This is a genomic window from Vibrio sp. McD22-P3 (assembly GCF_021568915.1).
Lineage (GTDB): Bacteria > Pseudomonadota > Gammaproteobacteria > Enterobacterales > Vibrionaceae > Vibrio > Vibrio mediterranei.
Map to the genome: position 1 here is coordinate 161,459 of NZ_JAKGTN010000011.1, position 26,740 is coordinate 188,198.

General features: G+C 42.2%; 22 protein-coding genes and 1 pseudogene. 16 read left to right on the forward strand and 7 right to left on the reverse strand.

The window, feature by feature from the left end:
• Window position 1 precedes the first annotated feature (1 nt).
• The 3 genes from L2W36_RS14685 to L2W36_RS14695 are packed head-to-tail and all read right to left on the reverse strand — an operon-like array spanning window position 2 to window position 5,812.
• Entirely contained in the window at window positions 2–616 is a 615-nt protein-coding gene (locus tag L2W36_RS14685; RefSeq protein WP_236110408.1) for a hypothetical protein, read from the reverse strand.
• Entirely contained in the window at window positions 609–4,448 is a 3,840-nt protein-coding gene (locus L2W36_RS14690; protein ID WP_236110409.1) for a hypothetical protein, read from the reverse strand. Before L2W36_RS14690 ends, L2W36_RS14685 begins: the two co-directional genes overlap by 8 nt.
• A complete protein-coding gene (locus L2W36_RS14695; protein ID WP_236110410.1) occupies window positions 4,448–5,812 on the reverse strand; it encodes a site-specific integrase in 1,365 nt (454 codons plus the stop codon). Before L2W36_RS14695 ends, L2W36_RS14690 begins: the two co-directional genes overlap by 1 nt.
• A gap of 255 nt (window positions 5,813–6,067) precedes the next feature.
• Here L2W36_RS14695 and nrdD point away from each other — a divergent pair.
• The 4 genes and pseudogenes from nrdD to L2W36_RS14715 all read left to right on the forward strand — a co-directional run.
• Window positions 6,068–7,336: pseudogene (gene nrdD / locus L2W36_RS14700) on the forward strand (anaerobic ribonucleoside-triphosphate reductase); the annotation flags it as partial.
• A gap of 32 nt (window positions 7,337–7,368) precedes the next feature.
• Window positions 7,369–7,839 carry an anaerobic ribonucleoside-triphosphate reductase-activating protein gene (nrdG, locus tag L2W36_RS14705; protein ID WP_236110411.1) on the forward strand — a complete coding sequence of 157 codons (471 nt, stop codon included), beginning with the start codon at window positions 7,369–7,371 and terminating at the stop codon, window positions 7,837–7,839.
• A gap of 136 nt (window positions 7,840–7,975) precedes the next feature.
• Window positions 7,976–9,160: an amino acid aminotransferase gene (locus tag L2W36_RS14710; RefSeq protein WP_236110412.1), complete on the forward strand. Its 1,185-nt coding sequence runs from the start codon at window positions 7,976–7,978 to the stop codon at window positions 9,158–9,160.
• 51 nt (window positions 9,161–9,211) lie between these two features.
• Complete coding sequence (locus L2W36_RS14715) at window positions 9,212–9,928, forward strand: ATP-dependent zinc protease family protein (protein ID WP_236110413.1); 717 nt, start codon at window positions 9,212–9,214, stop codon at window positions 9,926–9,928.
• Between the two features lie 83 nt (window positions 9,929–10,011).
• Here L2W36_RS14715 and L2W36_RS14720 read toward each other — a convergent pair whose 3' ends face one another.
• Entirely contained in the window at window positions 10,012–10,548 is a 537-nt protein-coding gene (locus tag L2W36_RS14720) for a hypothetical protein (protein WP_006072758.1), read from the reverse strand.
• Between the two features lie 112 nt (window positions 10,549–10,660).
• Window positions 10,661–11,038 carry a YgiW/YdeI family stress tolerance OB fold protein gene (locus L2W36_RS14725; protein ID WP_031496370.1) on the reverse strand — a complete coding sequence of 126 codons (378 nt, stop codon included), beginning with the start codon at window positions 11,036–11,038 and terminating at the stop codon, window positions 10,661–10,663.
• A 179-nt stretch (window positions 11,039–11,217) separates the two neighbouring features.
• Here L2W36_RS14725 and L2W36_RS14730 point away from each other — a divergent pair, with 179 nt between their 5' ends.
• From L2W36_RS14730 to modC, 4 genes are read left to right on the forward strand one after another with little or no spacing between them, the layout of a single operon-like run.
• Window positions 11,218–12,687: a cobyric acid synthase gene (locus L2W36_RS14730; RefSeq protein ID WP_236110414.1), complete on the forward strand. Its 1,470-nt coding sequence runs from the start codon at window positions 11,218–11,220 to the stop codon at window positions 12,685–12,687.
• Window positions 12,687–13,445, forward strand: coding sequence for a molybdate ABC transporter substrate-binding protein (gene modA, locus L2W36_RS14735; protein WP_236110415.1), 759 nt, complete (start codon window positions 12,687–12,689; stop codon window positions 13,443–13,445). Before L2W36_RS14730 ends, modA begins: the two co-directional genes overlap by 1 nt.
• A gap of 2 nt (window positions 13,446–13,447) precedes the next feature.
• Window positions 13,448–14,140, forward strand: a complete 693-nt coding sequence (gene modB, locus L2W36_RS14740) for a molybdate ABC transporter permease subunit (RefSeq protein ID WP_236110416.1) — start codon at window positions 13,448–13,450, stop codon at window positions 14,138–14,140.
• Window positions 14,137–15,249, forward strand: coding sequence for a molybdenum ABC transporter ATP-binding protein ModC (modC, locus tag L2W36_RS14745; RefSeq protein WP_236110417.1), 1,113 nt, complete (start codon window positions 14,137–14,139; stop codon window positions 15,247–15,249). The genes modB and modC overlap by 4 nt, the downstream gene beginning before the upstream one ends.
• A 44-nt stretch (window positions 15,250–15,293) precedes the next feature.
• On the opposite strand, the gene L2W36_RS14750 is transcribed toward modC, so the two are convergent.
• Window positions 15,294–15,731, reverse strand: a complete 438-nt coding sequence (locus tag L2W36_RS14750; RefSeq protein WP_006072747.1) for a DUF3069 domain-containing protein — start codon at window positions 15,729–15,731, stop codon at window positions 15,294–15,296.
• 234 nt (window positions 15,732–15,965) lie between these two features.
• Between L2W36_RS14750 and L2W36_RS14755 the strand changes: the two genes are divergently transcribed.
• Together L2W36_RS14755 and L2W36_RS14760 are read left to right on the forward strand one after the other, a co-directional pair.
• The gene (locus L2W36_RS14755) at window positions 15,966–16,928 is read left to right on the forward strand and encodes a GGDEF domain-containing protein (RefSeq protein WP_236110418.1); all 963 of its coding nucleotides are present in this window, start codon (window positions 15,966–15,968) and stop codon (window positions 16,926–16,928) included.
• Window positions 16,929–17,079: 151 nt separating this feature from the next.
• The gene (locus tag L2W36_RS14760; protein ID WP_236110419.1) at window positions 17,080–18,036 is read left to right on the forward strand and encodes a Solitary outer membrane autotransporter beta-barrel domain; all 957 of its coding nucleotides are present in this window, start codon (window positions 17,080–17,082) and stop codon (window positions 18,034–18,036) included.
• Between the two features lie 16 nt (window positions 18,037–18,052).
• Here L2W36_RS14760 and L2W36_RS14765 read toward each other — a convergent pair whose 3' ends face one another.
• Window positions 18,053–19,291 (reverse strand): GGDEF domain-containing protein, encoded by a 1,239-nt coding sequence (locus L2W36_RS14765; RefSeq protein ID WP_236110420.1) that lies wholly within the window; start codon window positions 19,289–19,291, stop codon window positions 18,053–18,055.
• A gap of 292 nt (window positions 19,292–19,583) precedes the next feature.
• On the opposite strand from L2W36_RS14765, the gene L2W36_RS14770 reads away from it, so the two are divergent.
• The 6 genes from L2W36_RS14770 (at window position 19,584) to L2W36_RS14795 (ending at window position 26,740) form a co-directional block, all read left to right on the forward strand.
• A complete protein-coding gene (locus L2W36_RS14770) occupies window positions 19,584–19,859 on the forward strand; it encodes an HlyU family transcriptional regulator (protein ID WP_006072740.1) in 276 nt (91 codons plus the stop codon).
• Window positions 19,860–20,203: 344 nt separating this feature from the next.
• On the forward strand, window positions 20,204–21,742 hold the full coding sequence (pntA, locus tag L2W36_RS14775) for a Re/Si-specific NAD(P)(+) transhydrogenase subunit alpha (protein WP_006072738.1): 1,539 nt from the start codon (window positions 20,204–20,206) through the stop codon (window positions 21,740–21,742).
• An 8-nt stretch (window positions 21,743–21,750) separates the two neighbouring features.
• Window positions 21,751–23,154, forward strand: coding sequence for a Re/Si-specific NAD(P)(+) transhydrogenase subunit beta (gene pntB, locus L2W36_RS14780; protein WP_006072736.1), 1,404 nt, complete (start codon window positions 21,751–21,753; stop codon window positions 23,152–23,154).
• Window positions 23,155–23,773: 619 nt separating this feature from the next.
• The gene (gene vxrA, locus L2W36_RS14785; RefSeq protein ID WP_006072731.1) at window positions 23,774–25,228 is read left to right on the forward strand and encodes a sensor histidine kinase VxrA; all 1,455 of its coding nucleotides are present in this window, start codon (window positions 23,774–23,776) and stop codon (window positions 25,226–25,228) included.
• The gene (vxrB, locus tag L2W36_RS14790; protein ID WP_006072729.1) at window positions 25,203–25,862 is read left to right on the forward strand and encodes a response regulator transcription factor VxrB; all 660 of its coding nucleotides are present in this window, start codon (window positions 25,203–25,205) and stop codon (window positions 25,860–25,862) included. Before vxrA ends, vxrB begins: the two co-directional genes overlap by 26 nt.
• Window positions 25,862–26,740: a DUF2861 family protein gene (locus L2W36_RS14795; RefSeq protein WP_031493195.1), complete on the forward strand. Its 879-nt coding sequence runs from the start codon at window positions 25,862–25,864 to the stop codon at window positions 26,738–26,740. Before vxrB ends, L2W36_RS14795 begins: the two co-directional genes overlap by 1 nt.

Here is a 26,740-nt window from a genome sequence, read left to right on the forward strand (position 1 = left end):
TTTAATCCCTGTGTGAGGTGGGTGTGGTGCGTGCCTGCCATGCTAGATATGGCTGTGTCTGCTCAGAATTGACAAGGGTTTCACCAAAATATTCAATTCGCCCATCTGGCATCAGGTCTAACCCTACATCCTCGTGATCAAGAATTCGAGCTAACGCTCGGCATAGCTTCTCGACATTAATGTCAGCTTGTCTGCTCTCAGTTGCATCTTGTAGCGTCAGTTGTGAGTTCGATGCATCAGAAATAGCAAGTTCTGCCTGTCTTAGTTCAATTTTCAGCTTTTTGATCTCGTTATTTAGAAGCCCAATCTTTGACCTATAGATAGCATCTTGATGTACCCAGTTTTTAGGCTGAGGTTGTGCTAGGGAACCAAGGCTATTCGTGCTAGGCGCGACTTTTATCAAAGCGGTCTCAAGGTATCCTCGGTAGTATCCACCCTTATCCTCACTTTTTAGAAGAGTTGAATAACCAATCCCTGTATCCCGCTCCAATTGTTTTGCAAGCTGATCCATATTAGAAATACCTGCCTTGAGACTAGGCGTTGCGATGTATGTATCGAGAGTTTTAATAACCAACTCTATGCGCCCCTTCAGGGATTGTGTCCTTTTGTTAACCATTAGATAACGCCTTTGTTACGTTGCTTTGTAGCGGACTTCTCATTAGAGGTTGAGTGTTTGATAAATCACACTCAATAACCTCCAAAATCTGAGCTTTGGTAATAATATTTGCGTCTAACATACTCATGATTGGGGACATAATATGTCGAGGGTCTAAGGAATCATTTACGAAACAGGCTTCAACATTTTTCATAACCTCATTACTAGCGTTCTTAGAATCGTTTAAGATTTTCTTCTCAATCCTGGCTACAGTTTTTTGGATTTCAGGGCTATTCAGTGAAGGCACGTCACTCATACTGGTCATATGGTTGAGTAACAACTCTGCCAAAGACATTTTGAATGTTTCGCATGATATTGATTCTTTGAGCAGGCGAGGGGCAGGTACAACAAACTTATTAGTATTCTTTTTGCCTAGCAGACTGCTCCGTGTTTGCTCAACAATCCTCAGAGCTGCCTGCCAACCGAGTAGTTCTGACTTTAAAACAGATTCGTTGCGTTTAAGTTGAGCCACTTCGATTTTATGTACAGCTTCGTCAGCAACTTTATTTCGGTTTAAGTTAATTAGTGATGTTACATTAGTCTTCAAATCTAACTCTAGTCGCTGCACCATCCTTGAAATAGAAATCAGGTTATCTACATGACAGATCTTAATTCGACAAACGCCGCATCGTTGATAACCACCATTTTCAGCTATGATTTCTGAGGGGCATTCCATGTTGTGAACACAGATGTGGGTTGATGAAAACGCGATCATGGATAAAGGAGTGGAGGCAACCAGATCCATACCAGTATCTTTAATGATTTCATCACCATCATCGTCAACAGTAACAATTGGAATCGATGTGAAACCGTACAGGCTCATCGTCTCTCTGGGGTTCTGCTTGAACGATTCCCGAACCTGATCCTGTGAGACATCACTAGTGCACATAGGCATTATCTCATCCTTGTTTTTGTTACCGCGCACTACCATTAGATTGGCTCTACGATACTCCCCGACCTTACGCGCCCGATCCTCCTCAGTCTCCCTGTTGTAATAGGCGGTTGTACTGATTTGCATGTGACCGATGTTTTTACTGACAGTCTCTATAGGTATATAACCAACCCTGTGGCTAACGTAGGTCGTTCGAGATGAGTGAGGAGTTAGTATCGCCAACAATTTCACACGATGTCCATCAGCATCAAATCCAAGAGTTCGATTTTTACCTGAAACCTTAGCTCGCGTGACGAATTCACTATCAGCAGTGATGGTTCTCTCTACTGTTTGTGCTGTCATAGAGTCTTTAGCGGATAGAGGCACCATTTTAACAAACTCACAGCTTTCCATCATATCAGTGAAGGAGCTATTGATAATACCTTGAGAAATCGTAAGGAATATTTTCCAAATGTCGCTCCATACCAGTTCTGAAAATGCCTCTCCAGATGCGTTGCGAAAAAGGACGTCTATCTCTCTCTTGTCATCATAAGGTACTAGGTGGTCAACATCTGTTCTCAAGTTTTGAAATTCTCTTTCTGCTCTTAGCATTGCTATAACATCAATATGAGAACTGGCTTTCCATGGTTTGCGACGACTTTTATCAGTGCTTACCAATAGCTGAACAATACCGTCCTCATTTGCATCATCTACATATTTGTCGAAATGACGTTTGTCTAGGTAGCGGATATGTTTGTGTCGTATTCCTTGTTCAAGAGCTACAATAATGCCCCTGATTGGCCCAAGTAAAGGAGCGACTAACTGCGCCTTATCCGTATCTATGGTTCCATACTTAGTCATCGAAAATGGGTTCTCAATGATTTTCGAGGTTGCGTCCAGCCGCTTGTAGGAGTATTTCAGTTGATCATCGACGTACCAAACGATTGGGGAAAATCCTGCGCAATCATGAGAGTAAACAGCTCTTCTTAGCGCTTTATTATTGTTCTCTCCAACACGAAGAGAGTCATGATAGTGCTCCAATGGCACTGCCCAGTGGAAAACATTGGCTAAAGGCTTACTCTCAGCAATATCACCGCTTAAAGGGGAGTTGTGTAATTGATATCTCAATATTCCAACAGGCGTAGAGATTTTTGCCCCCATTTCAATCAGCCTAAATGGGTTATCAGTATGGTATGAATTTACGGATCTGAAACCTAGCAGTTCAGGGGTATAACCTTCGAGAATTCGCTCTTGTAGGTATGATCCAAATTTTTCTAGGGCGTAGCCTACTTGCAGAGATACTGCGTATTCATCCCGTGTAAATACATTCTTCACTGACTCGCTCAGAGAACCGAGTTTGATACCGCGTTGCGACTTATGCCATGCATTAGTGAACTCCTTGGGTTGTAAGAGCTTACCAATGGAGCTTACGTGTTCGTTGTCAAAACGAAAGTTGGTTTCAATAGAGTTAATGGCTGCTTTAACCCATGTAGCAACTGAAACCGACTTGCGCAGTATAAATTCCCCCAATGTGCGTGGCCATTGGTCTGTATCGATGTCTTGGTTGGAAAATGACCGAATTACGAACGTCTCTCTATCCAATTCTCTTAGTGTCGTAGGTGTGGATATAGCTTCGTTTTCAGCCTGTTCTGGAAACATCGCGCACCAGCAGGATATGTACCCAAGGTACTGGTAGATTACGTTCCAACCCCACTTAGGGTTACTAGAAGAGCTTGCAGTCATTGAGCTGAGGTGCTTGTCCTTGTACACATCCCAATTAGTGTGGTCAGGCTCATCAATCAAACCACGATTATAAAACTCCTGAGTTGATTGGTAATCATTGTCAGCGAAGAACTCAAAAAGTGCTTCTTCATCCTGTTCGTACATAACCTCTTCAAGGTTGAATTGTGTAGCGGTGTTGAGTTGGAGCAGTTCAGATCTATAGGCATTGGTAATGGCATGAGTATGACCAGACAAACTCTCCCGTTTATGACAGCCCAATCTTGAGGCGGCTGTTCTGAACTCATTAAACGCAGCTTTTGCACCTTTGAATGGCATTGTGTTGTTCGACAATTCCTTTAGTGTGTGTGCGTCACAAGGCTTTTGGGAATCATACGTATCGTACAGACAGAATAGTCGTGTTAGGTCGTCGTAGGAACTTACAGTTACGTCTTTTGGTGAGTATAGCGTGCTACAGTAGAGGATGCTTGCTAATTTGTCATAGCACTTTCCATCCTCTCGTTCCACCAATTTTACCTCCAACGAAGGAGCATTACCTATGTCATTAATTAGTTCCGTGAACTCAAGTTGCAGATTTTCACAGTATTCGTCAGACGCGCCAAACATAGGGGGGCGAGAACGATGGCTAGAAGATTTGAACTTACTAAACTCGCCAAACTTTTCGGAACTTAATTCCAAGTTGACAGTAATGGGGAGGACTACCAAGCCCTCTCTCCAAAGCTTAATAAGAATCAATCTGGAATATAGGATGACGGTTTGGTAGACTCCTTTACTGATTTGCACGGGCTCAATTCCTATTGATAGGAATAATTTTTCTATTTGATTAACGAACTCTACTGCTCCGTGATAACCCTTATAGCCAGGTTTTCGTGCATGGGCCTTTCTGGTAGTGAAATTGGCAGCGCTGGCTTTATGAGATGCAATATTCAGTAGTGTTTCTGTATCAGAGATGTTTGCTGCTATCTCACATATCACACAACGTACATCAGCCTTACCTATGCTGAGATTGGAGCTGCGATTCAGGATATCCATCTCTGGAACACAAAAATTTTTTTCAACACCTACATTGGAAAAAAACGTTGAGACCTGTCCCCCTAGCTGAAGGGCTATTTCAGTACAGCGTCTATCTGCCTTTTCTTTACCTGACGGGTAGTAGGCGGAACTAGTAGTGTTGAATATCATTATTGGTGTGCCTCCAGTTTCATTAGCATCTCATTGACTTTTTTTGCTTTTTCGAGCAAAGCATGATGTTCCGTTAACAACTTAGCCTTTTGATCGTCGAGGTTAAGGCGTGTGATATCACGAGATAATTTGTGTTGGCGACCCAGTTTCTCAGAGTCATCGCGTTTGTATTTTACGGTACTGGTGTAGTTGACATGACCTATCAGGTTACTGACATCTGGCATCTCATAACCAAATTCTAACTCTCCATCCTCGGTTAGACGTGGGCACTCTTTATGTAGGTAGAAGACCAGAGCGTGACGAGCGAAATGCGGCCCGTGAAGCGAGTTCTTTGAAATTCCAATTGCCATTAAGCCTTTTTTAAAACGCTTGACGATATTGGAGTGGCTACGTTTTTTGTCGGCACGTTGAGTCAGAAGATACGGTCGTCCCCTGTTGATGTTTTTTTCATAGGTGAACAAAAAGTCGTGACTATAATCAGTGACCATATTCACTAGCAGCTTATCTAGTGATTTCCAAAATATCTCTTCAGCTACACCAAACAGGTGTACCTCATTGTTCAAAGTATTACGGCCTTTCCATGCTGAACATAGCATTTGTTCCTCTGTGGTTAGACCTCGCTTAGAAATATTTTTGGTCAAGAATATTCTTCGTTGCGTGAAATCGATGTGTTTGAGCTGGAGCATCAATGCCTCACTGATACGCAAGCCCCCTGCGAAAGCTAATGCGAATAGGGTGCGATCACGATCTGAAAGCGATTCCTGATTGAGAAATGACTCTATTTGCTCCTGTGTGATTGCGATCTTATCTCTGACAGGGGAGTCTTTAGAGGGCAGGCGTGAAAATACCTGACTTGTTTCACCATGCATATTTTGTAAACCTAGAATTCCTCCCAGTGCTGTGTATTTCTGCCAAAATAGTTTTTGTGCCTGTGATATCTCGGTAGAGTTCCAAACCTGTTTGAATATTGGTTGGTACTCAGACTCTGACGGTGAGATTCCCATGGATCGAATGAGTCTGTCATGTACCGCTCTGCCATACCGCTCAGAGATATTGATATAGTGCTCGATCGCATTTAAATGCACATTAACTGAATTATTCCCAAGCTTGGGGCGATATCCGTCCATCAGTGCTCTTATCGTCTGAAGCTCATGAGAGGCGTTAATTGGAACTGTTTTTTGAATGTATGCGGGATAGTTCGTGACCATTCTATATGCATGATGCAGATTCAAGGGAGTGTCTGTTCCCATCACTCCTGCTTCATGTAAATAGTCGATAAATTTAATCACAGGATTTCGATACGTAGCTAGTGTGTTTGCACTCAGGTTTTGCTTTTTAGTGGTGGTCTCTGCTAGGCGAGCCATTTCCTCCTCATATGCACGAAACTCATCGACCTCGGAACCGTCACTAACCCTATATAGGTGATGAGTGGTGGTCTCGATTAAACAAGAGTCTACAAAAGACTTTTGATGTTTAGTTTCGTATGTAAGATTCTTTAATTTCATGAGAGTATATATAACCCTTAAACTTGTATGTATATAACGTTAACTCACTGTAATATAAAGATCAACTAAATGATTTTTGTATTAAATCCGTGAGAGCTGATTGCTATAATACATAATGGTCAAACACCATTTGTTACTTTCGGCTTTGGACTTGGTACGAGTTGGGAGTCAAAACTTATCCAACAGTCGATTCTGAAGAATCGAATCGCTGGTCTTGGCAAAAACAGCAAAACAGCAGTATTCCCTAAATTGGTGTTTGCAATCAAAGATGGCTTAAATCATAAGTCTGAAGATCCAAACTACGATGTTAAACAGCTAGCGTTAGAGTGTGCGTCTAAGCGTATGTACCCAGATATTTTAAACTACGATAAAGTGGTTGAAGTAACGGGGTCATTTAAAACGCCAATGGGTTGTCGTAGTTTCCTTGGTACATACGAAGAAAACGGTGAACTTCAACATGAAGGGCGCAATAACCTTGGTGTTGTGAGCTTGAACCTTCCTCGCATTGCTATCAAAGCCAATGGTAGTGTTGAGAAGTTTTATGAGTTATTAAACGACCGTTTAGTGCTGGCGCGTAAAGCTCTTGAAACACGTATTAGTCGTCTAGAGAAAGTTAAGGCTCGTGTTGCCCCAATCCTTTATATGGAAGGCGCATGTGGTGTACGTCTAAAAGCAGACGACTCTATCGCACCAATTTTTAAGAATGGTCGTGCTTCAATTTCTCTTGGTTACATTGGTATTCATGAGATGGTTACGGCTCTATTTGGTAATGACGTTCATATGTACGATGACAATACTATGCGCGACATGGCGCTTGATGTTATCAAGCACATGAAGCAAGTGGTAAACCAATGGGCTGAAGAAACCGGCTACGCATTTAGCTTGTACGGTACGCCAAGTGAAAACCTATGTAGTCGTTTCTGCCAAATTGATACTAAAGAATTTGGGATCATCGAAGGGGTGACAGACAAAGGCTACTACACCAATAGCTTCCACTTGGACGTGCAAAAGAAAGTTAATCCATACGACAAGATTGACTTTGAAATGCCTTACCCAGAAATCTCCTCTGGTGGTTTCATTTGTTACGGCGAATTCCCAAATATGCAGCGTAACATTGAAGCATTAGAGAATGTATGGGACTACAGTTACACGCGCGTTCCTTACTATGGTACGAATACACCAATTGACGAGTGTTATGAGTGTGGCTACATGGGAGAGTTTGACTGCACTAGCAAAGGCTTCACTTGCCCTAAATGTGGTAACCACGACTCTACTCGAGTATCTGTAACGCGTCGTGTATGCGGTTATTTAGGTAGTCCAGATGCGCGCCCATTTAACTTTGGTAAACAAGAAGAAGTTAAACGTCGCGTTAAACACCTTTAATATCAATTGCTAAGAACCAAGAGAGTCAATATATGAATTATCATCAGTATCATCCTATCGACGTAGTCAATGGACCTGGTACGCGTTGTACTCTCTTTGTTTCGGGTTGCGTTCACCAATGTCGAGGCTGCTATAACCAAGCGACATGGTCTTTGCGTTCAGGACATAGCTTTACCGATGAGATGGAAGATCGGATCATTGCGGATCTAAACGATACTCGTATTAAGAAGAGAGGTTTATCGTTATCTGGAGGGGACCCGTTACACCCCTCTAATGTAAACCGTATACTACAGCTGGTGGAACGAGTAAGGCGTGAATGTCCCGATAAAGATATCTGGCTTTGGAGCGGTTATTTGTTACAGGAGCTGTCCCCTGAGCAACAACAAGTGATTGACCTAGTTGACGTGCTTGTCGATGGCAAATTCGAAAAAGAGTTGGCTGACCCAGAGTTAGAATGGCGGGGCAGTTCGAATCAAGTGATTCATCGATTCAAACAGTTTTAATATAAAAGAGGGAGCGCAATGCTCCCTTTACTATGTACACTCCGAATTAATCCTGTTTATAACAAAACTATTTCAATATTTTTAATCTAATGCTAACGTGATGCCACTACTTGAATTTCAAAGGGTTGTGACTTTCATGTTCTCTCAATTACCCGAGCCTGTGCTCGATCCTATTCTTTCCTTATCCGTTGCTTTTAGAAATGATGAACGTGCCGACAAAGTTGATTTAGGCATTGGCGTTTATCGTAACAGTGACGGGCAAACTCCAATAATGAAAGCCATTGCTGAAGCTCAGCGCATTGTCACTACGGAACAACAGACTAAAGCTTATGTTGGTCTTGCTGGGTGTGAAGAGTTTAACCAAAGTATTGCTAAAGTCGTGTTTGGTGAAACACCTATTTATGACCGTATGTCCGTCATTCAAACTCCGGGCGCGAGTGGTGGTTTGCGTATGTTGGGAGATTTACTAAATGTTGCTCAGCCAGGGACAACGGTTTGGCTTTCGAACCCAAGCTATGTCAACCATAAACCAGTAATGGAAGCCGCGGGTCTACAGGTTAAGTATTATCGCTACTTTGACCCAACAACTAAACAGGTTGACCGTGATTTAATGCTATCTGATATTGCTCAAGCAGGACAAGGCGACGTCGTATTGCTTCATGGATGTTGTCACAATCCAACTGGCGCTGATATATCGTTAGAAGATTGGAAAACCATCACAGAGCTAAGCGTGAAAAATGGTTTTGTACCATTTGTTGATGTCGCTTATCAAGGCTTCGGTGACGGCTTAGAGCAAGATGCATATGGTCTTCGATATATGGCTGAAAATGTTGAAGAAATGCTCCTTACTACTTCATGTTCTAAGAACTTCGGGCTATATCGTGAACGCACTGGAGCAGCGATCGTCATTGGTAAAAATGCGACTGAGGCTGCGAACGCGAAAGGTAAACTGCTTACACTAGCTCGAGCGACGTACACAATGCCACCGGACCATGGTGCAGCATTGGTCAAAACCATCTTGGCCGATGAATACTTAACCAACATGTGGTCAACGGAACTGACTGAAATGCAACAACGATTAGTTGCATTGCGTGATGGCCTTTGTAAAGAATTGAAAAATACTCATTCATCTGATCAATTTGACTTTATCATGTCTCACAAAGGCATGTTTACTGTGCTAGGATTTACACCAGAGCAAATGCAGCGTTTGCGTAATGACTTTGCTATTTACGGTGTAGACGATGGGCGAATTAACATCGCTGGCTTATCTGAGTCGCAACTGCCCTATGTAGCCAATGCGCTGATTGCTGTCAGTCAATAATCGATGAGCATTTTTGCACGTCACAGAAATAGAATTAATAAAGGTGAATGAATGAAACCGTGGAAAGTGATTTTACCACTGATGTTAAGTGGTGGCTTAGTAGCTTGTTCTACTACACCAACTGAGCCAGTGACTCCACCACAAGTTGAACAGCCTAAGCAAGACACTGAAGCTGCAAAATCAGAAAAAGAAACCGAAAAAAGTGCAACTGAAACTGAGAGCACAAAAACAGAAAGTGATACTCAGAAAGCACAACCAGAGAAAGAGACAAAACCCGCAGAGAAACCTGAGGCTAAACCAGAAAAGCCAGTCGTTAAGCCTGCGCCAGTGAAAAATGAAGAGGGTAAACTGATACTAGGTGAGCAAGAATATGTTCGTTTAGTTGATATGAAAGTTACGACTAAAGCTCGAATAGACACTGGGGCTACCACATCGTCACTGAGTGCCGTCGATATCGTTCCATTTGAACGTGATGGTAAAGAGTGGGTTAAGTTCAAGGTAAAGCATAGTGGTGTAGAGTCTAAAGAGATGAGTATGCCAGTTGAACGTTGGGTGAAAGTAAAACAATCTAGTTCCGAAGAAAGCGATAAACGCCCAGTTATTGTATCCGTCATTAAGATTGGTGATATGACTAGCAAGACTGAGTTTACTTTGGCTGACCGTACGCATCTCAAATACCCAGTGTTATTAGGTCGTAGTTTCTTTAGAGATATTGCTCTTGTGGATGTGAGTCGTAAATACGTCCAACCTAAACCAAGCAATAAATAATCCAAGTAACGGGTAATAAAAAATGGCTTTCCAATCGGAAAGCCATTTTTCTATATAAGAAGCTAGAAGCTAGAAGCTAGAAGCTAGAAGTTAAATGCAACAGACATTTCGACTTGGTTTCCGTAGGTTCCGTTGTCAAATATGGCGGCACCGAGTGAAAGCACGTCTGTTGAATGGAAACGTGCGCCCACTTTCCAAATGAATTTAGTGTCATCATGCCCGTTAAGCATACCAATTCGAGCATCACCTTCCACATTTTGAAGGAACCAAATACGAGAGCCGATATTAAACTCAGATGCGAAGTCTGTATTCCACTTATCGTGGCTCTTTGTTTTTATGTTATGAACTAGTAATTGTCCATACACATCTGCGAATTGACCCGCTGGTCCGTTAAAACCAATACCACCAGCCACGTCCCAATCACCTTCAAATCGACTGTCGCCACGAAGTATAAAGTGGGTGTTTTCTGTGAAAAACGTAGTAAATTCAGCTCCAACAGTACCAGGATCGGCGCCTAAGCGAACTTGAAAAGCATTGTAGTTGAAGTTGTTAGCGTAAACCAACGAAGGGGCGGCGACTGCCAATGATAATAGGGCAGTACGGCTTGCTTTACCTAGCATGAGAACTCCGTGATGAATTGATGTCGACATAGTCTCTAAAAATGAGTTTGTCCAGTATATAGAAAAATGGTCTGCAAAATACAGACCATTTTTGACTAAGTCGAACTTTTCTTTACATTATTTGAATGTGGTCAACCTCAATTTCTGGTGTATTTCCACCTTCGTACTCTCCGAAAATTCTTACTTTAGTTTCATTATTAATAGGTGTAGTTAATCGCGCATCGTCCATATCTACTTGAATTTCAGCATCACCGTCACTGAAAATAAACTTATCGTCCCGAACTTGACGAACTAAATAGCCATCAACAATAACGTTTTTCTCAGTAAACATACTGGTATCAGTTAATAGCTCGGTTACAGAAATCGTTTCAACCGGCCCTGTATATACGACGCTAGGCGATTTAGAATCATGGTGCCCACCGTCTTTTGCTAACACAAGAGTTGGAGTAAGAATTAGTGCCGCTGCTAGAGTCAATACCGTTTTTTTCATAACTTGGTTCCTTTTAGAGTGTCTCTTTAGTTGTCGATTACTATTAAAACGTAGTTAAGCTTAACCATTGCTGAGTGCGGCATTCATTTTCCATTCACTGCAGTTTTTTAGGCTGTCGGTTGGGTCTGAGGAGTAAAAAAGGTAAACTTACCAAAGACTTCATAGCAATTTGAGAATATATGCGTCGCACTTCACAAGCTCTAATGGTTCAAGGAACAACTTCAGACGCAGGTAAAAGCGTCTTGGTGGCAGGATTATGCCGGGTCTTAGCGCGGAAAGGGATCAGTGTTGCCCCATTCAAGCCACAAAACATGGCATTGAACAGTGCCGTCACGAAAGATGGCGGCGAAATAGGCCGTGCGCAAGCTGTTCAAGCGCAAGCTGCTCGTGTTGACGCAACAGTTGACATGAATCCGGTTCTGATTAAACCCAATTCAGATACTGGTGCTCAAATCATTATTCAAGGCAAAGCTTTTGCTAATATGGATGCTGTTGGCTTCCACGACTACAAAAAAGTGGCTATGCCTTATGTCCTTGATTCTTTCTCTAAACTAGGCAATCACTTCGACGCCATCATGATCGAAGGTGCAGGAAGCCCCGCAGAGATTAATCTTAGACAAAACGATATTGCCAATATGGGTTTTGCTGAAGAAGCCGATGTTCCGGTTATCATTGTGGCAGACATCGACCGTGGAGGAGTATTCGCTCATTTATACGGTACATTAGCATTGCTATCTGAGAGTGAACAGAATCGAGTCGTTGGTTTTGTTATTAATCGCTTTCGGGGTGACATATCATTGCTAGAGCCAGGGCTAGAATGGTTAGAACAAAAAACAGGGAAGCCAGTAATTGGCGTAATCCCTTTTATACATGGCCTTAATATCGAAGCAGAAGACGCCATCACTGCGGAGTACGTGACCGCCGAAACAACTAAACTAAAGGTCGTGGTTCCCATACTTACTCGTATTAGTAATCACACCGATTTTGACGCTCTCCGATTACATCCTGAAATAGACTTTCGATACGTTGGTAAGGGAGAGCGAATCGATAATGCTGATTTGATTATTCTTCCGGGCACGAAATCTGTTAGAGATGACCTTAGCTATCTGAGAGAGCAGGGGTGGGATAAGGATATCTATCGACATCTACGATTTGGCGGAAAGGTGATGGGAATCTGTGGTGGATTTCAAATATTAGGCAAGCACATTACCGATTCACTCGGTATCGAAGGAAAAATCGGAACTAGTGATGGTTTAGCCTTACTTGATGTCGACACTGAACTACTCCCAGAGAAACAGCTAACCAATGTCACAGGTGTGTTATCTCTTGAAGGTACAAGCGTAAGCGTTTCTGGTTATGAAATACATGCGGGACAAAGCAAGGTTTCAAGCCAGCCACTTATTGAACTCAGTATTGGCACGAAAGATGGTGCGATTAGTGAGGATAATCAAGTAATTGGAACCTACCTTCATGGCATACTGGACTCTTCCGAATTTGTATCTTTATTGGTGCGCTGGGTAAACGGAGAGTCTGTTTCTAGTTATTCGATTAACGATGAAAAGGAACAAGCGCTGGATACGATAGCGGATGCTCTCGAAAACCACCTAGACCTTCAACAACTCTGGCCAGACTTGGGTTTCACAAACTGATGAAAAAGTTATTAATTTTACCTTTAGTTACACTGTCACCAGTAACATTGGCGGCAACGCTTAATATATACGCTGCGTCTTCTATGACGAATGCCGTTGATGAATTAGCCAGTGAGTTTAATCAGCAATCAAATGTTGATGTAGTAAAGGTTTATGGTGGTTCTTCTTCTATAGCACGTCAGATTTATCAGGGCGCTCCAGCGGATCTTTTCATTTCTGCTAACGTTAAATGGGTGGACTATTTAATAAAGAAAGGGACAGTCGAAGCAGAAAATGTATCCAACATTGCACAAAATCGGCTGGTGTTAATCAAAAATAACGCCGTAACACATAAAAGTGCGTTTGTGTTCGATTCTGCGAAGAGTTGGGACCAATGGTTAAATGGTGAACGTTTGGCGATAGGGAGTGTGTCCTCTGTACCCGCTGGTATCTATGCCAAACAATCGCTTGAATCTTTAAATGTTTGGGCGTCTGTACGTTCTCATTTAGCGCCAGTTAATAATGTTAGACAAGTATTAGCTTTGGTTGAGAGAAATGAGGCTCCATTGGGGATCGTCTATAAAACTGATGCGATGGCAAGCGATTCTGTTGATGTAATCGGCGCTTTTCCTGACACGACCCATGATCCTATTATTTACCCGCTAGTTAAATTGAATTCTCGCCACGAGACCCAAGAGTTTGTAGAGTTTATTCAGTCTCAATCAGGCCAGCAAATCTTGGCCAAATACGGATTTTCGCCATTGGATGGTAACCAATAAGCATGTTAACAGACTACGAAATTCAAGCATTACAGTTAAGCCTGAAAGTAGCTGGTGTAGCTATAGTTTGGCTGATACCGATAGGTGTTTTTTTAGCGTGGATCCTAAGTAAGAAAGAGTTTTACGGCAAGAGTATTCTCGATAGTTTGATTCATCTTCCTCTCGTACTTCCTCCTGTGGTTATTGGCTATCTATTACTGATTTCTATGGGCAGACAGGGCGTTATAGGAAAGTTCATTTATGACCTTACAGGCATTAGTTTCAGCTTTAGTTGGCGGGGAGCGGTTGTAGCTTGCATCATTGTATCGCTCCCACTAATGGTTCGCTCTATTCGCCTCTCAATGGACAGCGTCGATCAAAAACTAGAGCAAGCTGCGCGTACGCTTGGTGCTACGCAATTAAAGGTTTTCTTTACCATCACTTTGCCTCTCGTTATTCCAGGAGTGATTAGCGGAACTATGCTCTCATTTGCCCGAAGTTTGGGAGAGTTTGGGGCTACGATAAGTTTTGTGTCGAATATTCCTGGTGAAACACAAACTATTCCACTCGCTATGTACAACTTCTTAGAGACCCCTGGTGCGGAAGATGCGGCGATGAGGCTATGTATTATCTCGATTGTTATTTCTCTTGCATCCCTCTATTTTGCAGAAGGACTAAATCGTTGGATGAGTAAACGATTGGGTGTAGCGAAATGAATAGAATAAGTCTCGACGTAAAAAAGAACTTCTCTGATAGAAGCTTTCACTTAAAAACACAGCTACCAGCGAAAGGTATTACGGCCATATTTGGACGCTCTGGAGCAGGAAAAACGACGTTGATTAATTTGGTCAGCGGCTTGGTAACACCAGATTCTGGGCTAATTGAAGTCGCAGATCGCGTTTTGTTCGACTCTACCTTAAAACTTGATGTAGCGATTGAAAGTAGGCAAGTGGGTTACGTGTTCCAAGACGCAAGATTATTTCCCCATATGACTGTCAGTCGCAATTTGCGTTACGGCGTCACGGGTGGCGACCCAGCGTATTTCAATGAAATTGTTGGGCTTTTAGCTATTGGGGATTTACTAAATCGTTATCCAAGCAGCCTGTCAGGAGGAGAGAAACAGCGTGTTGCAATCGGAAGAGCACTCCTAAGTAAACCACAAATTTTGTTAATGGATGAGCCATTAGCGTCATTGGATATTTCACGTAAACGTGAACTAATGCCGTTTTTAGAGAAACTATCCCACTCTATTGATATTCCAATTCTCTATGTCACTCATAGTTTGAATGAAATTCTTCGTCTTGCTCAGCATCTAGTAGTCATCGAAGATGGCAAAGTTGTGGAGAGTGATACCATTGAGAACGTTTGGAGTTCACCGATTATGCAGTCGTGGCAATCATTTTCAGATAGGAGTTCCTTGTTTAAGGGAGAGATTCTGGAGCAAAACAGTTATTACGGGCTTACGAAAGTAGCCCTAACTGAACAGCATTATTTATGGGTTCAACACACAGAAGGCGTGATAGGTGAACATGTTCGATTGAGAGTAAGAGCAAGTGATGTATCCATTGCGCTGGAACGCCCAAGTAAAACATCGATCCGTAATATTTTATCTTGTACGGTAGAAGCTATTCATCTAGGACGCAAAGGCACATCAAGGCAGAGTGTGGAAGTCATTCTCTCACTGACAAATCAACAAAAATTGATAGCAACAGTTACTCAGTGGGCTATTGATGACCTTGCGCTAGAAGTAGGCCAGAAAGTGTATGCTCAAATAAAAGGTGTCAGTGTCTCTCAAAGAGATGTGGCGATTGAACCGCAAATATAGAAAAGGTCGCAAATTCGCGACCTTTTAAACGAGAACAAAGTACTTTATTTCTCAAATACTTCTTTAAAATCACGCTTCAGAATAGCATCACGACGCGCTTTCTTAATCTGCTTAACCATATCACGAATACAGTTGCTTAAGACTTTATCCAGCAGTTGAGCTCGATAGTCTTCTTTCTCTTCGTCAGTCATGTCGGCAGGGAAATCCATCGTTGTGAATTCTTCCATTGTGCTGACGCCCGCAAATGCTTGACTAACTGAAATCAAAGCATGGAACTGCTCAAAGTTATCAAGGATATTTTGTGCACTGGCAGGTAATGTGTCCCAAGCTTCACGCACAGCTTCTTCAGTCACCTCGTGAATGGAAACCACCATGTTATGCAATTCTTCAGGCACGTCATCAAACGTGATTACTTGACGTAATTCTGGGGATACCAACTCTAAGTCAACTTTGGTTGCTTCGTTATTTTGTGTCTCAGACATACTACTATCTCAGTGTGTAAAATTGCGCCTATCCTAGGAGAAGCGATGTAAAAGTCAATAATAATCGAAGTCTCAGTAAAAATCCTCCCGATATTGGACAAATCAACCTTATCAATACGTTAAAACTCTGATTAAAGTGGGACTGGATGAATATTGTCCTAATATGTGTTATATCTGACTCATTAGGGTTGGCGTGCAATTACAGGAAGGCTTATGACACCCATGGATTCTTCAATGAGAATTCTTCTCGTAGATGATGCGCAACTAGAACGGATGCAGCTTCAAATTCGACTTAAACAACTTGGTCATGTAGTAGAAGTCGCCGCGAGCGGAAGAGAGGCGTTAGCCTTATACCCATCGTTCGATCCAGAGCTTGTACTACTAGATATATCAATGCCTGAAATGGATGGTTTTCAAGTGGCTGCGGAAATACGTGAACGCTATCAAGCAGACTGGATTCCGATTATTTTTCTGAGTAGTCATGATGAACCTGAAATGATTGCAAAGGCTATCAGAGCGGGTGGTGATGATTACTTAGTTAAGCCAGTTAATAAGATAGTGCTACAATCCAAACTTGTTGCTATGCAACGTATAGCTCATATGCGTCGTGAACTTAAACAAGCAAGTGCACAACTACAAGAAGCTAACAGGGCACTGCAACACCAAGCAAATGAAGATGGGCTGACTAAACTATTTAACCGCCGTTATATGGACGAAAAACTCACAGAACTTATTCAATGGCACGGTCGTCATCAGATGGCTCTCTCGGTTATTTTGATGGACGTCGATCACTTTAAGGCGTTCAACGATAATTATGGCCATACTGAAGGTGATCAATGTTTAATCAACATTGCTCAATTTCTCGATGTGATGTTTATTCGTAGTGGTGAATATGTCGGCCGATATGGCGGCGAAGAATTTGTTATTTTACTTAGTAAATGTGATATTCGTGAAGCAGAAGAGAATGCAGCTAGAGTCAGAGAAGGGATCTCTCAGTTAAACATTCCCCACCAGTTCTCTCACACCACGGACAGAGTGACATTGTCACTTGGTGTATTTAGTTTGGTTCCAACTGGGACTGAGACCATCAACGAGCTGTATGAAAGTGCTGACAAACTGCTTTATCAAGCAAAACGAACCGGTCGAAACAGGTACGTTTCCCAAATTGAAGGCGATATCATTAGTACAACCTCGTGAGTCTGGCGTAAAATTTACGTTATGAGCTCCTCATTTTATGAGGAGCTTTTTTATGTTGTTCCACTAGATAACTTCCTAAATTACATACTGTTACCCACAATTATTCAAAGTGGGGCTATTATTAAGATATTTCCACAATGGGTAGAAAGCTGTGTCCAAGGCTCGTTTCGTTTCTTTGATGTGTTTTACAACTTTATCTTCTCACAGCGCAGCTGAGCCTGAATTCCGTGATTTGTTTGAAGAAGATTTCGCAGCAGCTATCATTCTCACAGACAGTGATGCTCTTACATTAGGGTTCAAAGACTTTGATCCAAGCTCAGTACTCAATATTGATAACGACGAAATTGGCTCGCAAGAGGCGCTTGATCGACGCAAAAACATTGCTGTCTCTGCGTTACCGCTTACCTTTTCGTTAAATGATGATGACAGTTTCCAACAGAGGCTAACACTTAGGTTTTCAGCGCTCAGAATTCAAGACCAAATCGTAGATGCACCAGATAGCCATACCAAATATGTTTTAGGTGCGTTTACAGGCTATGAACAAGAAATACAGTTCTCTAAACACTGGACGTTTGAGACAGGCATAGGAGCACACCTTCAATATCTGCACAGTGATTATGATTTTCAATCTCCTTATTCAAAATTACTTCAGCCGTTCCTAGATGGCAAAGTCGTCAATACGTCTGCGTGGGCAGCTAGTTTGCAACCTAAAGTCGGCTTCAATTACCACAAATACAAACCGTGGGGGGAAGTGAAGTTTAATTCAACCTTCAACTATTTCTCAGGGGTAGGTTGGGGAAAAGCAAATGATGGGGATGTGGGAACGCCTGAAGGCTGGTATTGGTCCAATGAAGCCAAATTATTTTATGATGTAACTGATTGGGGGCGTTCAGTTCAGACTATTTACACAAGTCTTAGGCGAGTCGATATTGGAGGGGATACTGTCGGTATGCTTGGAACTCCTCATTACTACGAAGGTACGGTCGGTTGGCTAATGACACCTCCGTTTAAGATTGAGTTTGTTGATAATATCGGGATTGGATTAAGTATTAACTATGGAAGTGACCTCAAAGGGGGTAGCATAGTCCTGTTTTTCAACCAAGATTAATTCACGTAGGACAGTATCAGCGGGTGCACTGAACTTGGTTGCGTCCCTTTTCTTTGGCGCTATATAACGCTTTATCTGCTTTCTTTAAAACTTCTTCTGGTTTTTTTGTGCTTTTGCTGTCTGCTGCACCAATACTTACAGTGATACTTACTGTTGAACCTTTGTTGCTCGCACTACGTTGTTTTGCGCCTTTTTTGTTGTCATTCGGGCGTTCGGCGTTATTTCTAATCACCATTTCATAATCCGCTATCTTCTCTCTCAATTCATCAAGATAGACTTTACTGTCCTTGGCTGTTTTACCCTTAAACAGAATCGTAAATTCTTCGCCACCATATCGATAGACTCGTGCGTTCCCGCCAACAGATAACATTCGTGAAGCAACCAGTTTCAATACATCATCACCTGTATCGTGACCGTAGGTATCATTAAATTTTTTAAAGTGATCGACATCCAGCATCGCAACAGTGAACTTTCTGCCCAAATGCTTCATGTCCATTTCTAAAGCACGACGACCAGGAATGTTGGTTAGTCGATCGTTAAATGCCATTTGATGGCTGGCGGAAATAACATAAATAATGACTAAAACACCCGCTAAAGAAAACAGAGTGCTCGACATATGCGGTACATGAAAGAAAATGAATGTGCTGCTCGCAAGCAAGATACTGGTATAAACAACAGCATCAATCGGTCGATTGTAATTTAATAAGAAAATACCCGTTGCACCGGTTATAGCAAGGCTATACAAAACTAAAACCAAAGGTAAACGCGAAATTTCAGGAATGGCCAAGAGCAGATCACTGTCAAAATGGTTAAAACCACCAGTAGCAAAGTGGCTCAATATCAAATAGCTCCATAGTAAAAAGCTTATGACAATCGCAGAGAAAAGGTACATTCCCTTGCTCAATACACCGGTATCTGGAAACAGAAACGCAAGACAACAAGCAACAGGTAGTAAAAGGCTTAACAAGGAGAGTTCTAGAAGAGTCGTTCCTGTCGATAAAGGACTTTGTAATCTTAATTGAATTACGCCGTACGCCAACAACATTGAAAGTGCCACCATAGCAATGCGCGATTGTTTGAAGCTATGGCTTAGTGCGAAAGCAGTACCAAACAAAATATAGGGCAGGTTTGTAACAAAGCCGGAGTTGGCTTGAGTTGCTGCAATGATATGGTTTAAGCCTACGAGTATACCCGCAATCATGATAAGGGGAATAAATAGCCGGAACAGATTTGAGCTAGCAAAAGAGGTCGACATTAACGATATGACTCAGAGACTTAACAGTAGATTATAGTTCAACACCTTAGGATACGGTAATTTGATGTTTTGCCAAGTAATTTGTTAATGGAAGGCTCAAAACTCACGCCATATTCTCAAACTCAAGAAAAATCACTTCATTAGTTTAATGAGTTTCATAAACCTAACGCCTATATAGCGAAGCTAGAAGTAACGCAAATTGTAAACAAGATTCACTTTCCAAACGCTAATGGTTGACCAAGCGCTATAAACCCTACAACATGAATCAATCCATATAGAAAGAGGAAAAAAAGTGGGATTCTTCTCTAAGTTATTTGGTAGCTCTAAGGCTGCCGAGCCAAAAATCGTTGAGCCAGTTGAGTACAAAGGTTTTTTAATCTACCAGGAAGCGTTAGCTGAAGGCGGCCAGTATAGGATTGCGGGCAGGATTACAAAGCAATTTGGTGATGAAATAAAAGAACATCGTTTTATTCGCTCTGATGTGGTTGGGTCTGAGTCTGATGCGAATGAGCTAATGTTAAAAAAAGCACAAATGTTCATCGACCAAATGGGAGACAGTATTTTCTAAAATCAATCCCACCACCAATATATTGATGTCGATTGATGAAGATTTATTCTGGCAAGACCAGTATTAGTTGTTTGATTTAATTGATGTTGGTCATCTGCTTGCAGCATTTATTGTCATAATATGACCTACCTACACGAAATTCCTCTGCGAAAGCGTATTATAGCACTGGTAAGACCTCTATATTGAGGGTTTCGTGTGGTTTTTTTACTAAAGATACCTGTTTAAAAGTCATTACGTTCAGTTATATGTAATGAAATATTGTTTTTTTATTACAAATAGCTTGATGTTGTGCACTTGGTTGGTTAAAAAAGAACAATACTTCTGCCAATAGTTAAGGAATAGCTATGCAAATTGGTGTGCCAAAAGAAATTCTCGCGGGAGAAACGCGAGTCGCTGCGACGCCCAAGTCGGTTGAGCAGTTACTAAAATTGGGGTTTGATGTCTCAATAGAATCACAAGCGGGTCTACTTGCGAGTTTTGACGATTCAGCTTATGAAGCCGCTGGAGCTACCATCACTTCTTCAAAGGAAGTATGGGAGTCGGATTTAGTGCTAAAAGTAAATGCGCCTACTGATGAGGAAATTACTTTCCTTAAAGATGGAGCGAGTTTAGTGAGCTTTATATGGCCGGCCCAGAATCCAGAGTTAATGGAAAAGCTTTCAAGTAAGAACATTAACGTGATGGCTATGGATTCGGTACCGCGAATCTCTCGTGCACAGGCTTTAGATGCATTAAGCTCCATGGCCAATATTGCTGGTTATAGAGCCGTCGTTGAAGCTGCACATGAATTTGGACGCTTCTTTACTGGTCAAATTACCGCTGCTGGTAAAGTGCCACCCGCTAAAGTGCTGGTAGCTGGGGCTGGAGTTGCTGGCTTAGCTGCGATAGGTGCTGCAGGTAGTCTTGGCGCAATCGTTCGTTCATTCGACGTGCGTCCAGAAGTAAAAGAGCAAGTAGAGTCGATGGGTGCAGAGTTCTTGGAAGTTGATTACCAAGAGAACTCGGGCTCAGGTGATGGCTACGCGAAAGAAATGTCAGATGAATTCAACAAAAAAGCAGCTGAACTCTACATGGAGCAAGCTAAAGATGTTGATATCATTATTACCACGGCATTGATTCCTGGTCGACCAGCTCCAAAGCTGGTAACAAAGGAAATGGTTGATGCAATGAAGCCTGGCAGCGTTATCGTTGATTTAGCTGCAGCGAATGGTGGTAACTGCGAATACACTGTTGCTGACCAAGTGGTAACAACAGAGAACGGTGTTAAAGTTATCGGTTATACAGACATGGTAGGCCGCCTTCCAACTCAATCTTCTCAGCTCTATGCGACTAACCTAGTCAATCTTCTAAAACTTCTTTGTAAAGAGAAAGATGGCAATATTGACATCGATTTTGAAGACGTTGTACTTCGCGGTGTAACCGTAGTTAAAGAAGGTGAGGTCACATGGCCAGCACCGCCAATTCAAGTGTCTGCTCAACCAGCTCCGGCAAAAGTAGAAGTAGCTAAACCTGCGGAAAAAGTAGAAGAGCCAACGTCACCAGTGAAAAAGCTGCTGGGTCTTGCTGCTGCCGTTGGTGTATTTGGCTGGGTTGCTTCTGTTGCACCGGCCGCGTTTTTATCTCACTTTACAGTCTTCGTATTGGCGTGTGTAGTAGGTTATTACGTGGTATGGAACGTCACACATGCACTTCATACACCACTCATGTCGGTAACTAACGCGATTTCAGGGATTATCGTTGTAGGTGCACTTCTTCAAATTGGACAAGGAAGTGGCGTTGTCACGTTTTTATCCTTTATCGCGGTATTAATAGCAAGCATCAACATTTTTGGTGGCTTTACCGTAACCAAGCGCATGCTTGAAATGTTCCGTAAAGATAAATAGGAGGCAACATGTCTGCAGGATTAGTACAAGCAGCATACATTGTTGCTGCATTATTTTTCATTATGAGTTTAGCGGGTCTGTCTAAACAGACCTCAGCACGTGCTGGTAACTATTACGGCATCGCTGGTATGGCAATCGCGTTAATTGCGACTATTTTCAGTCCTGATGCGCAAGGCTTCGGCTGGGTTATTGTAGCAATGGTAATCGGTGGGGCGATTGGTATTTTCTATGCACGTAAAGTAGAAATGACTGAAATGCCCGAGCTAGTAGCAATTCTTCACAGCTTCGTAGGTTTAGCGGCTGTTCTTGTTGGTTACAATAGTTATATTGATCCACCGGCAATCGCTAACGTTGAAATGCTTTCTGAAGCCGAAGTTCATGCTCATCATGTAATTCACATGGTAGAAGTCTTTTTAGGCGTGTTTATCGGTGCAGTAACCTTTACAGGTTCTATAGTAGCATTCGGTAAATTACGCGGGGTTATTTCATCATCTCCACTTAATATTCCGCACAAACACAAACTCAACCTTGCTGCGATTGTTGTCTCAACCTTGCTGATGATCTACTTCGTGAAAGCAGACGGCAGCATGTTTGCTCTAATTGTGATGACACTAATTGCTTTCGCATTCGGTTATCACTTGGTTGCCTCCATTGGTGGTGCGGATATGCCAGTAGTCGTTTCAATGCTTAACTCATATTCTGGTTGGGCAGCAGCGGCAGCTGGTTTCATGTTAGCAAACGACCTGCTCATCGTTACAGGTGCATTGGTCGGCTCGTCAGGTGCCATCCTTTCTTACATCATGTGTAAAGCGATGAACCGTTCGTTCGTTAGTGTTATTGCCGGCGGATTTGGTCAAGAAGTGGTTATTTCAAGCGATGAAGAGCAAGGTGAACATCGCGAGACATCGGCTGAAGATGTTGCCGATATGCTTAAAAATAGCAAGTCAGTTATTATTACTCCTGGATACGGTATGGCAGTGGCTCAGGCTCAGTATCCAGTGCATGAAATCACTGAAAAATTGCGTGCTCAAGGCGTGGAAGTGCGTTTTGGTATTCACCCCGTCGCGGGTCGTTTACCTGGTCACATGAACGTTCTATTGGCAGAAGCGAAAGTACCTTATGATATCGTTCTGGAGATGGACGAAATCAACGATGACTTTAGCGAAACTGACACGGTTCTAGTTATTGGTGCAAACGACACGGTTAACCCTGCAGCTCTTGAAGATCCAAATAGTCCTATTGCCGGTATGCCAGTTCTAGAGGTTTGGAACGCGCAAAATGTTATTGTATTTAAGCGCTCGATGAATACAGGTTATGCGGGTGTACAAAATCCGCTGTTCTTTAAAGAGAACACCTCGATGCTCTTCGGTGATGCTAAAGAGAGTGTGGACGCTATTTCCAAGGCGCTTTAAAGCTCACTAAAAATGATTAAGCCAGCATATGCTGGCTTTTTTGTGTCCGGTTATAACTACTATAACCAATAGAAACGCCGTTAGCTTGTAGTGTTTGTATTGATTTAAGCCTAATCACTCAGTGAGAACAACACTTCAATTAAGGGACTTCGATGCTAAAATCTTTTGTTTGCTTTATAATCTTTGCCGCGATTATGTCAGTTGGAATAGTGAACTATGCAAAGGACTCAAAATCTTATTATCTAGTTCATAAAAATCATCTCGCCGATATCACCTCGACGCTCGACAAACGACAAGAAGCCTGTACAAAGTATTTTAGTTGTTCAACAACCTCTTACTCACAGCTAAAGTACCAAGCTTGTATCGATCCTGAGCGTGGAACTGCAAAGAGCATCTTGCGTCAAAAACGCATAGCTGAACTGCGGTTAGCGAAGCTAAAAGGTCGAGTTGGGAAGATCTTGACGTCATAACACGGGCTACCTTTAAGTCAGCATGGTAAATAGAACCGCAAGTCTTGTTTTCCAATAATTGACAAAATAATTGCGTGCACTTGGCGCGAATCTTGCCGATAATATGTAAATTAGTGTTTTTATATTATTGACCAGACAAGATAATTCGTTTGAAGAAACTAGCGCGCCCTTTGCTTACCATTATATCTATTGTTCTTGCTCCTCTGGCTTTTGCTGAGTCGCTACCTGAACGTATAGATAATTTCGTCAGTTTTTTTGATTTCGAACAAGCGACCGCCTCATACGATGTAAGGGTTATTCAGGCTGATTACCCGACACAGCTTCTTACACCTATATCTATGCTTCCTCAAACAAGTAAATACCCCTTGAAAGAAGTACAACAACTCTATCGGTTGGCTGAAAAGTGCAGTGGCACGTTACCACTAAGCCCTTTAATCACAGAACCTTTAGTTTTTACTAGAGCAATGTGTGGTGGTCGTAAGTTATCGACGAAATGGTTTGCGCGCAGTGGACTGATTCATCCCGGTGGTGGTACTTACGCAGCTAGGTACATCACCAAATACCCAGATAAAAAACAAGAACTTCAAAAGTTTATGCACATCAAAGAAAGAGAACTGGCAGCACCAGGTTCTCTCTTGGGTAGGCTGCAAGTGATGGATGAGCAAACTGTCATATCCTTAATCCGAGGCTCCTCAATGTTCGTTGAAAACGAGGAACTGTGGTTGAGAAGAGGCGATATTTACTATTTATTCCCTTCGAACATTTGGATCTCGAAAGCAAAAGAGGCTGGCCTCAACTTTAAACTAGCTTCTCAAACCAATACGTGTTTCGTGCAAAGAGGGAACTTATGTTGGGAAGTCGAAGATCATTCTGATGTACTTCGTATCAGCATGATCAGCTTGATCATCGCTAACATACTGTTAGTAATTGGTTGGGCAATCTATCGCTGGAATACAAAACGTCAAGAGATGAAAAGCCGGATGTTAGTGTTACAAATTCTTACACACGAATTGAGAACACCCATCGCCAGTTTATCTCTGACAGTTGAAGGGTTCAGACGTGAATTTGAGCACTTACCAGAAACTGTATATGATGAGTTTAGAAGACTATGTGAAGATACACGTAGACTGCGTCAGTTAGCTGAGGCCAGTAAAGACTACCTACAATCTGATAACAAACCTTTATCGACAGAATGGCTACCATCTGTACAAGATTGGTTAAGTTTCAAAGCAGAGGAAGAATTTGAAGCTGACGTGAATTTGACTATTAATCAAGACGTAGCAGCTAAAATTAACATATATTGGTTAGGAACTTGTATTGATAACCTAATACGTAACGCGATTAAGTACGGCGTTGCACCAGTGAGTTTGAATGTTGTGACTTCTTCAAACTCTATCAAAATTGAAGTCATCGACAACGGACAATTAACTTCAAAGGACTGGCGTGAGCTTAGAAAGCCATTTGTAAGTAAGGCAGGCCTTGGGCTTGGTCTTACTATAGTAGAATCTATGGTTGGTCGAATGGGCGGTAAGATGTACCTAGTCGGGCCACCAACAACATTTATTTTGGAGATACCTTGTGAAACAGACACTGCTACTTGTTGAAGACGACAAGAATCTAGCTGACGGCCTTTTGGTGAGTTTAGAGTTGGCTGGTTATAACTGCCTTCACGCTGAATTCATCTCTCAGGTCGAGCAACACTGGGAAGAAGCAGACTTGGTAATTCTCGACCGACAACTTCCGGATGGTGACTCAGTAGAGCACCTTGCTGGTTGGAAGAAAATCAAAGATGTTCCAGTGATATTGCTCACTGCGTTAGTCACAGTAAAAGACAAAGTAACCGGCTTAGATGCAGGCGCAAATGATTATTTAACCAAACCTTTCGCGGAAGCTGAGCTTTTTGCTCGTATTCGTGCACAGCTTCGCGCACCAGAAGCTGACACTGAGGATGCAACTAAGGTTGTAACAGAGAGTTTGGTGATCGATAAAGCGACTCGTGAAGTGAACTATAAAGGTGAGCTGATTACGTTAACGCGTACAGAGTTTGATCTATTGCTTTTCCTAGCAAGTAACTTGGGACGTGTGTTTACTCGTGATGAACTGCTTGACCATGTTTGGGGTTACAATCACTTCCCAACAACACGAACTGTTGACACTCACGTGTTACAACTTAGACAGAAGCTTCCTGGGCTAGAGATCGAAACACTTCGTGGTGTTGGCTACAAAATGAAAGGCTAATGTCTAGAGCATCAAAATTTTTAGCGCTAGCAATCCTTACGGCATCAACGTCAGTTGGTGCCGATTGGTTTGAAAATAATACAACCATTACACAAGCGCATCGTCATTTACTTAATCGTGATTTGGAATCTATGTTCCAATCGCTAGTGGAAGAGTGGCAACAACAACCGACTAAGAGTATCAAGAACCACATAAATAGGTTGTTTTTACAATCTTTAGAAGTGGATTGCGGTAAAGGTTACTCCTCTCAACCTCTACCTGAATGGATTAATTCTGTGGTAGTAAGGCAACAATCTATTCAAAGCCCAGGAAGAGACACCTATTTATCCGCGATAGAAATTGAATCGAAACGAGTCATTTCAGAAATAAGCCTAAAAAAATGGGTTGATAGAAGAGTTTCTAACGACAGCGAATTCTACGTGAATCCAATTGGTGACGCCGTAACGGAAGAAGCAGCTTATGGGATCCGTTACAACTTAACATCGCCCTTAGATGTCGGTCTTTATAGACTTGACGTGCGCTTACTTGACGGCGAAACTTGGAGTCAGTGGTTGATCTTTACCGATCAGTCATTGAAACAGACTGTTCGTTGGTCAGCAAAAGATGAATGGCGTATCGAGAAAAATGCGCTTCTAAACCCTTATTGCCCGCTACCAAAACTCGAAGTGGGTTTATACGATTACATTGGTGGCAAATATACTCAAGTATGGGGCAAAGAGTACGAGTCTGATTATCCAACGAGTCTAGAAGCTAACAACATCACGCCTGATCGATATGTGCTTGCAGTTTCAATGAAGCAAAGCCGTTGGCAAGGCCCAATACTTTTCGAGCGTTCTCAAATAATTAGTAAAACGTTCGACGTGTCCGCCGATGAATAA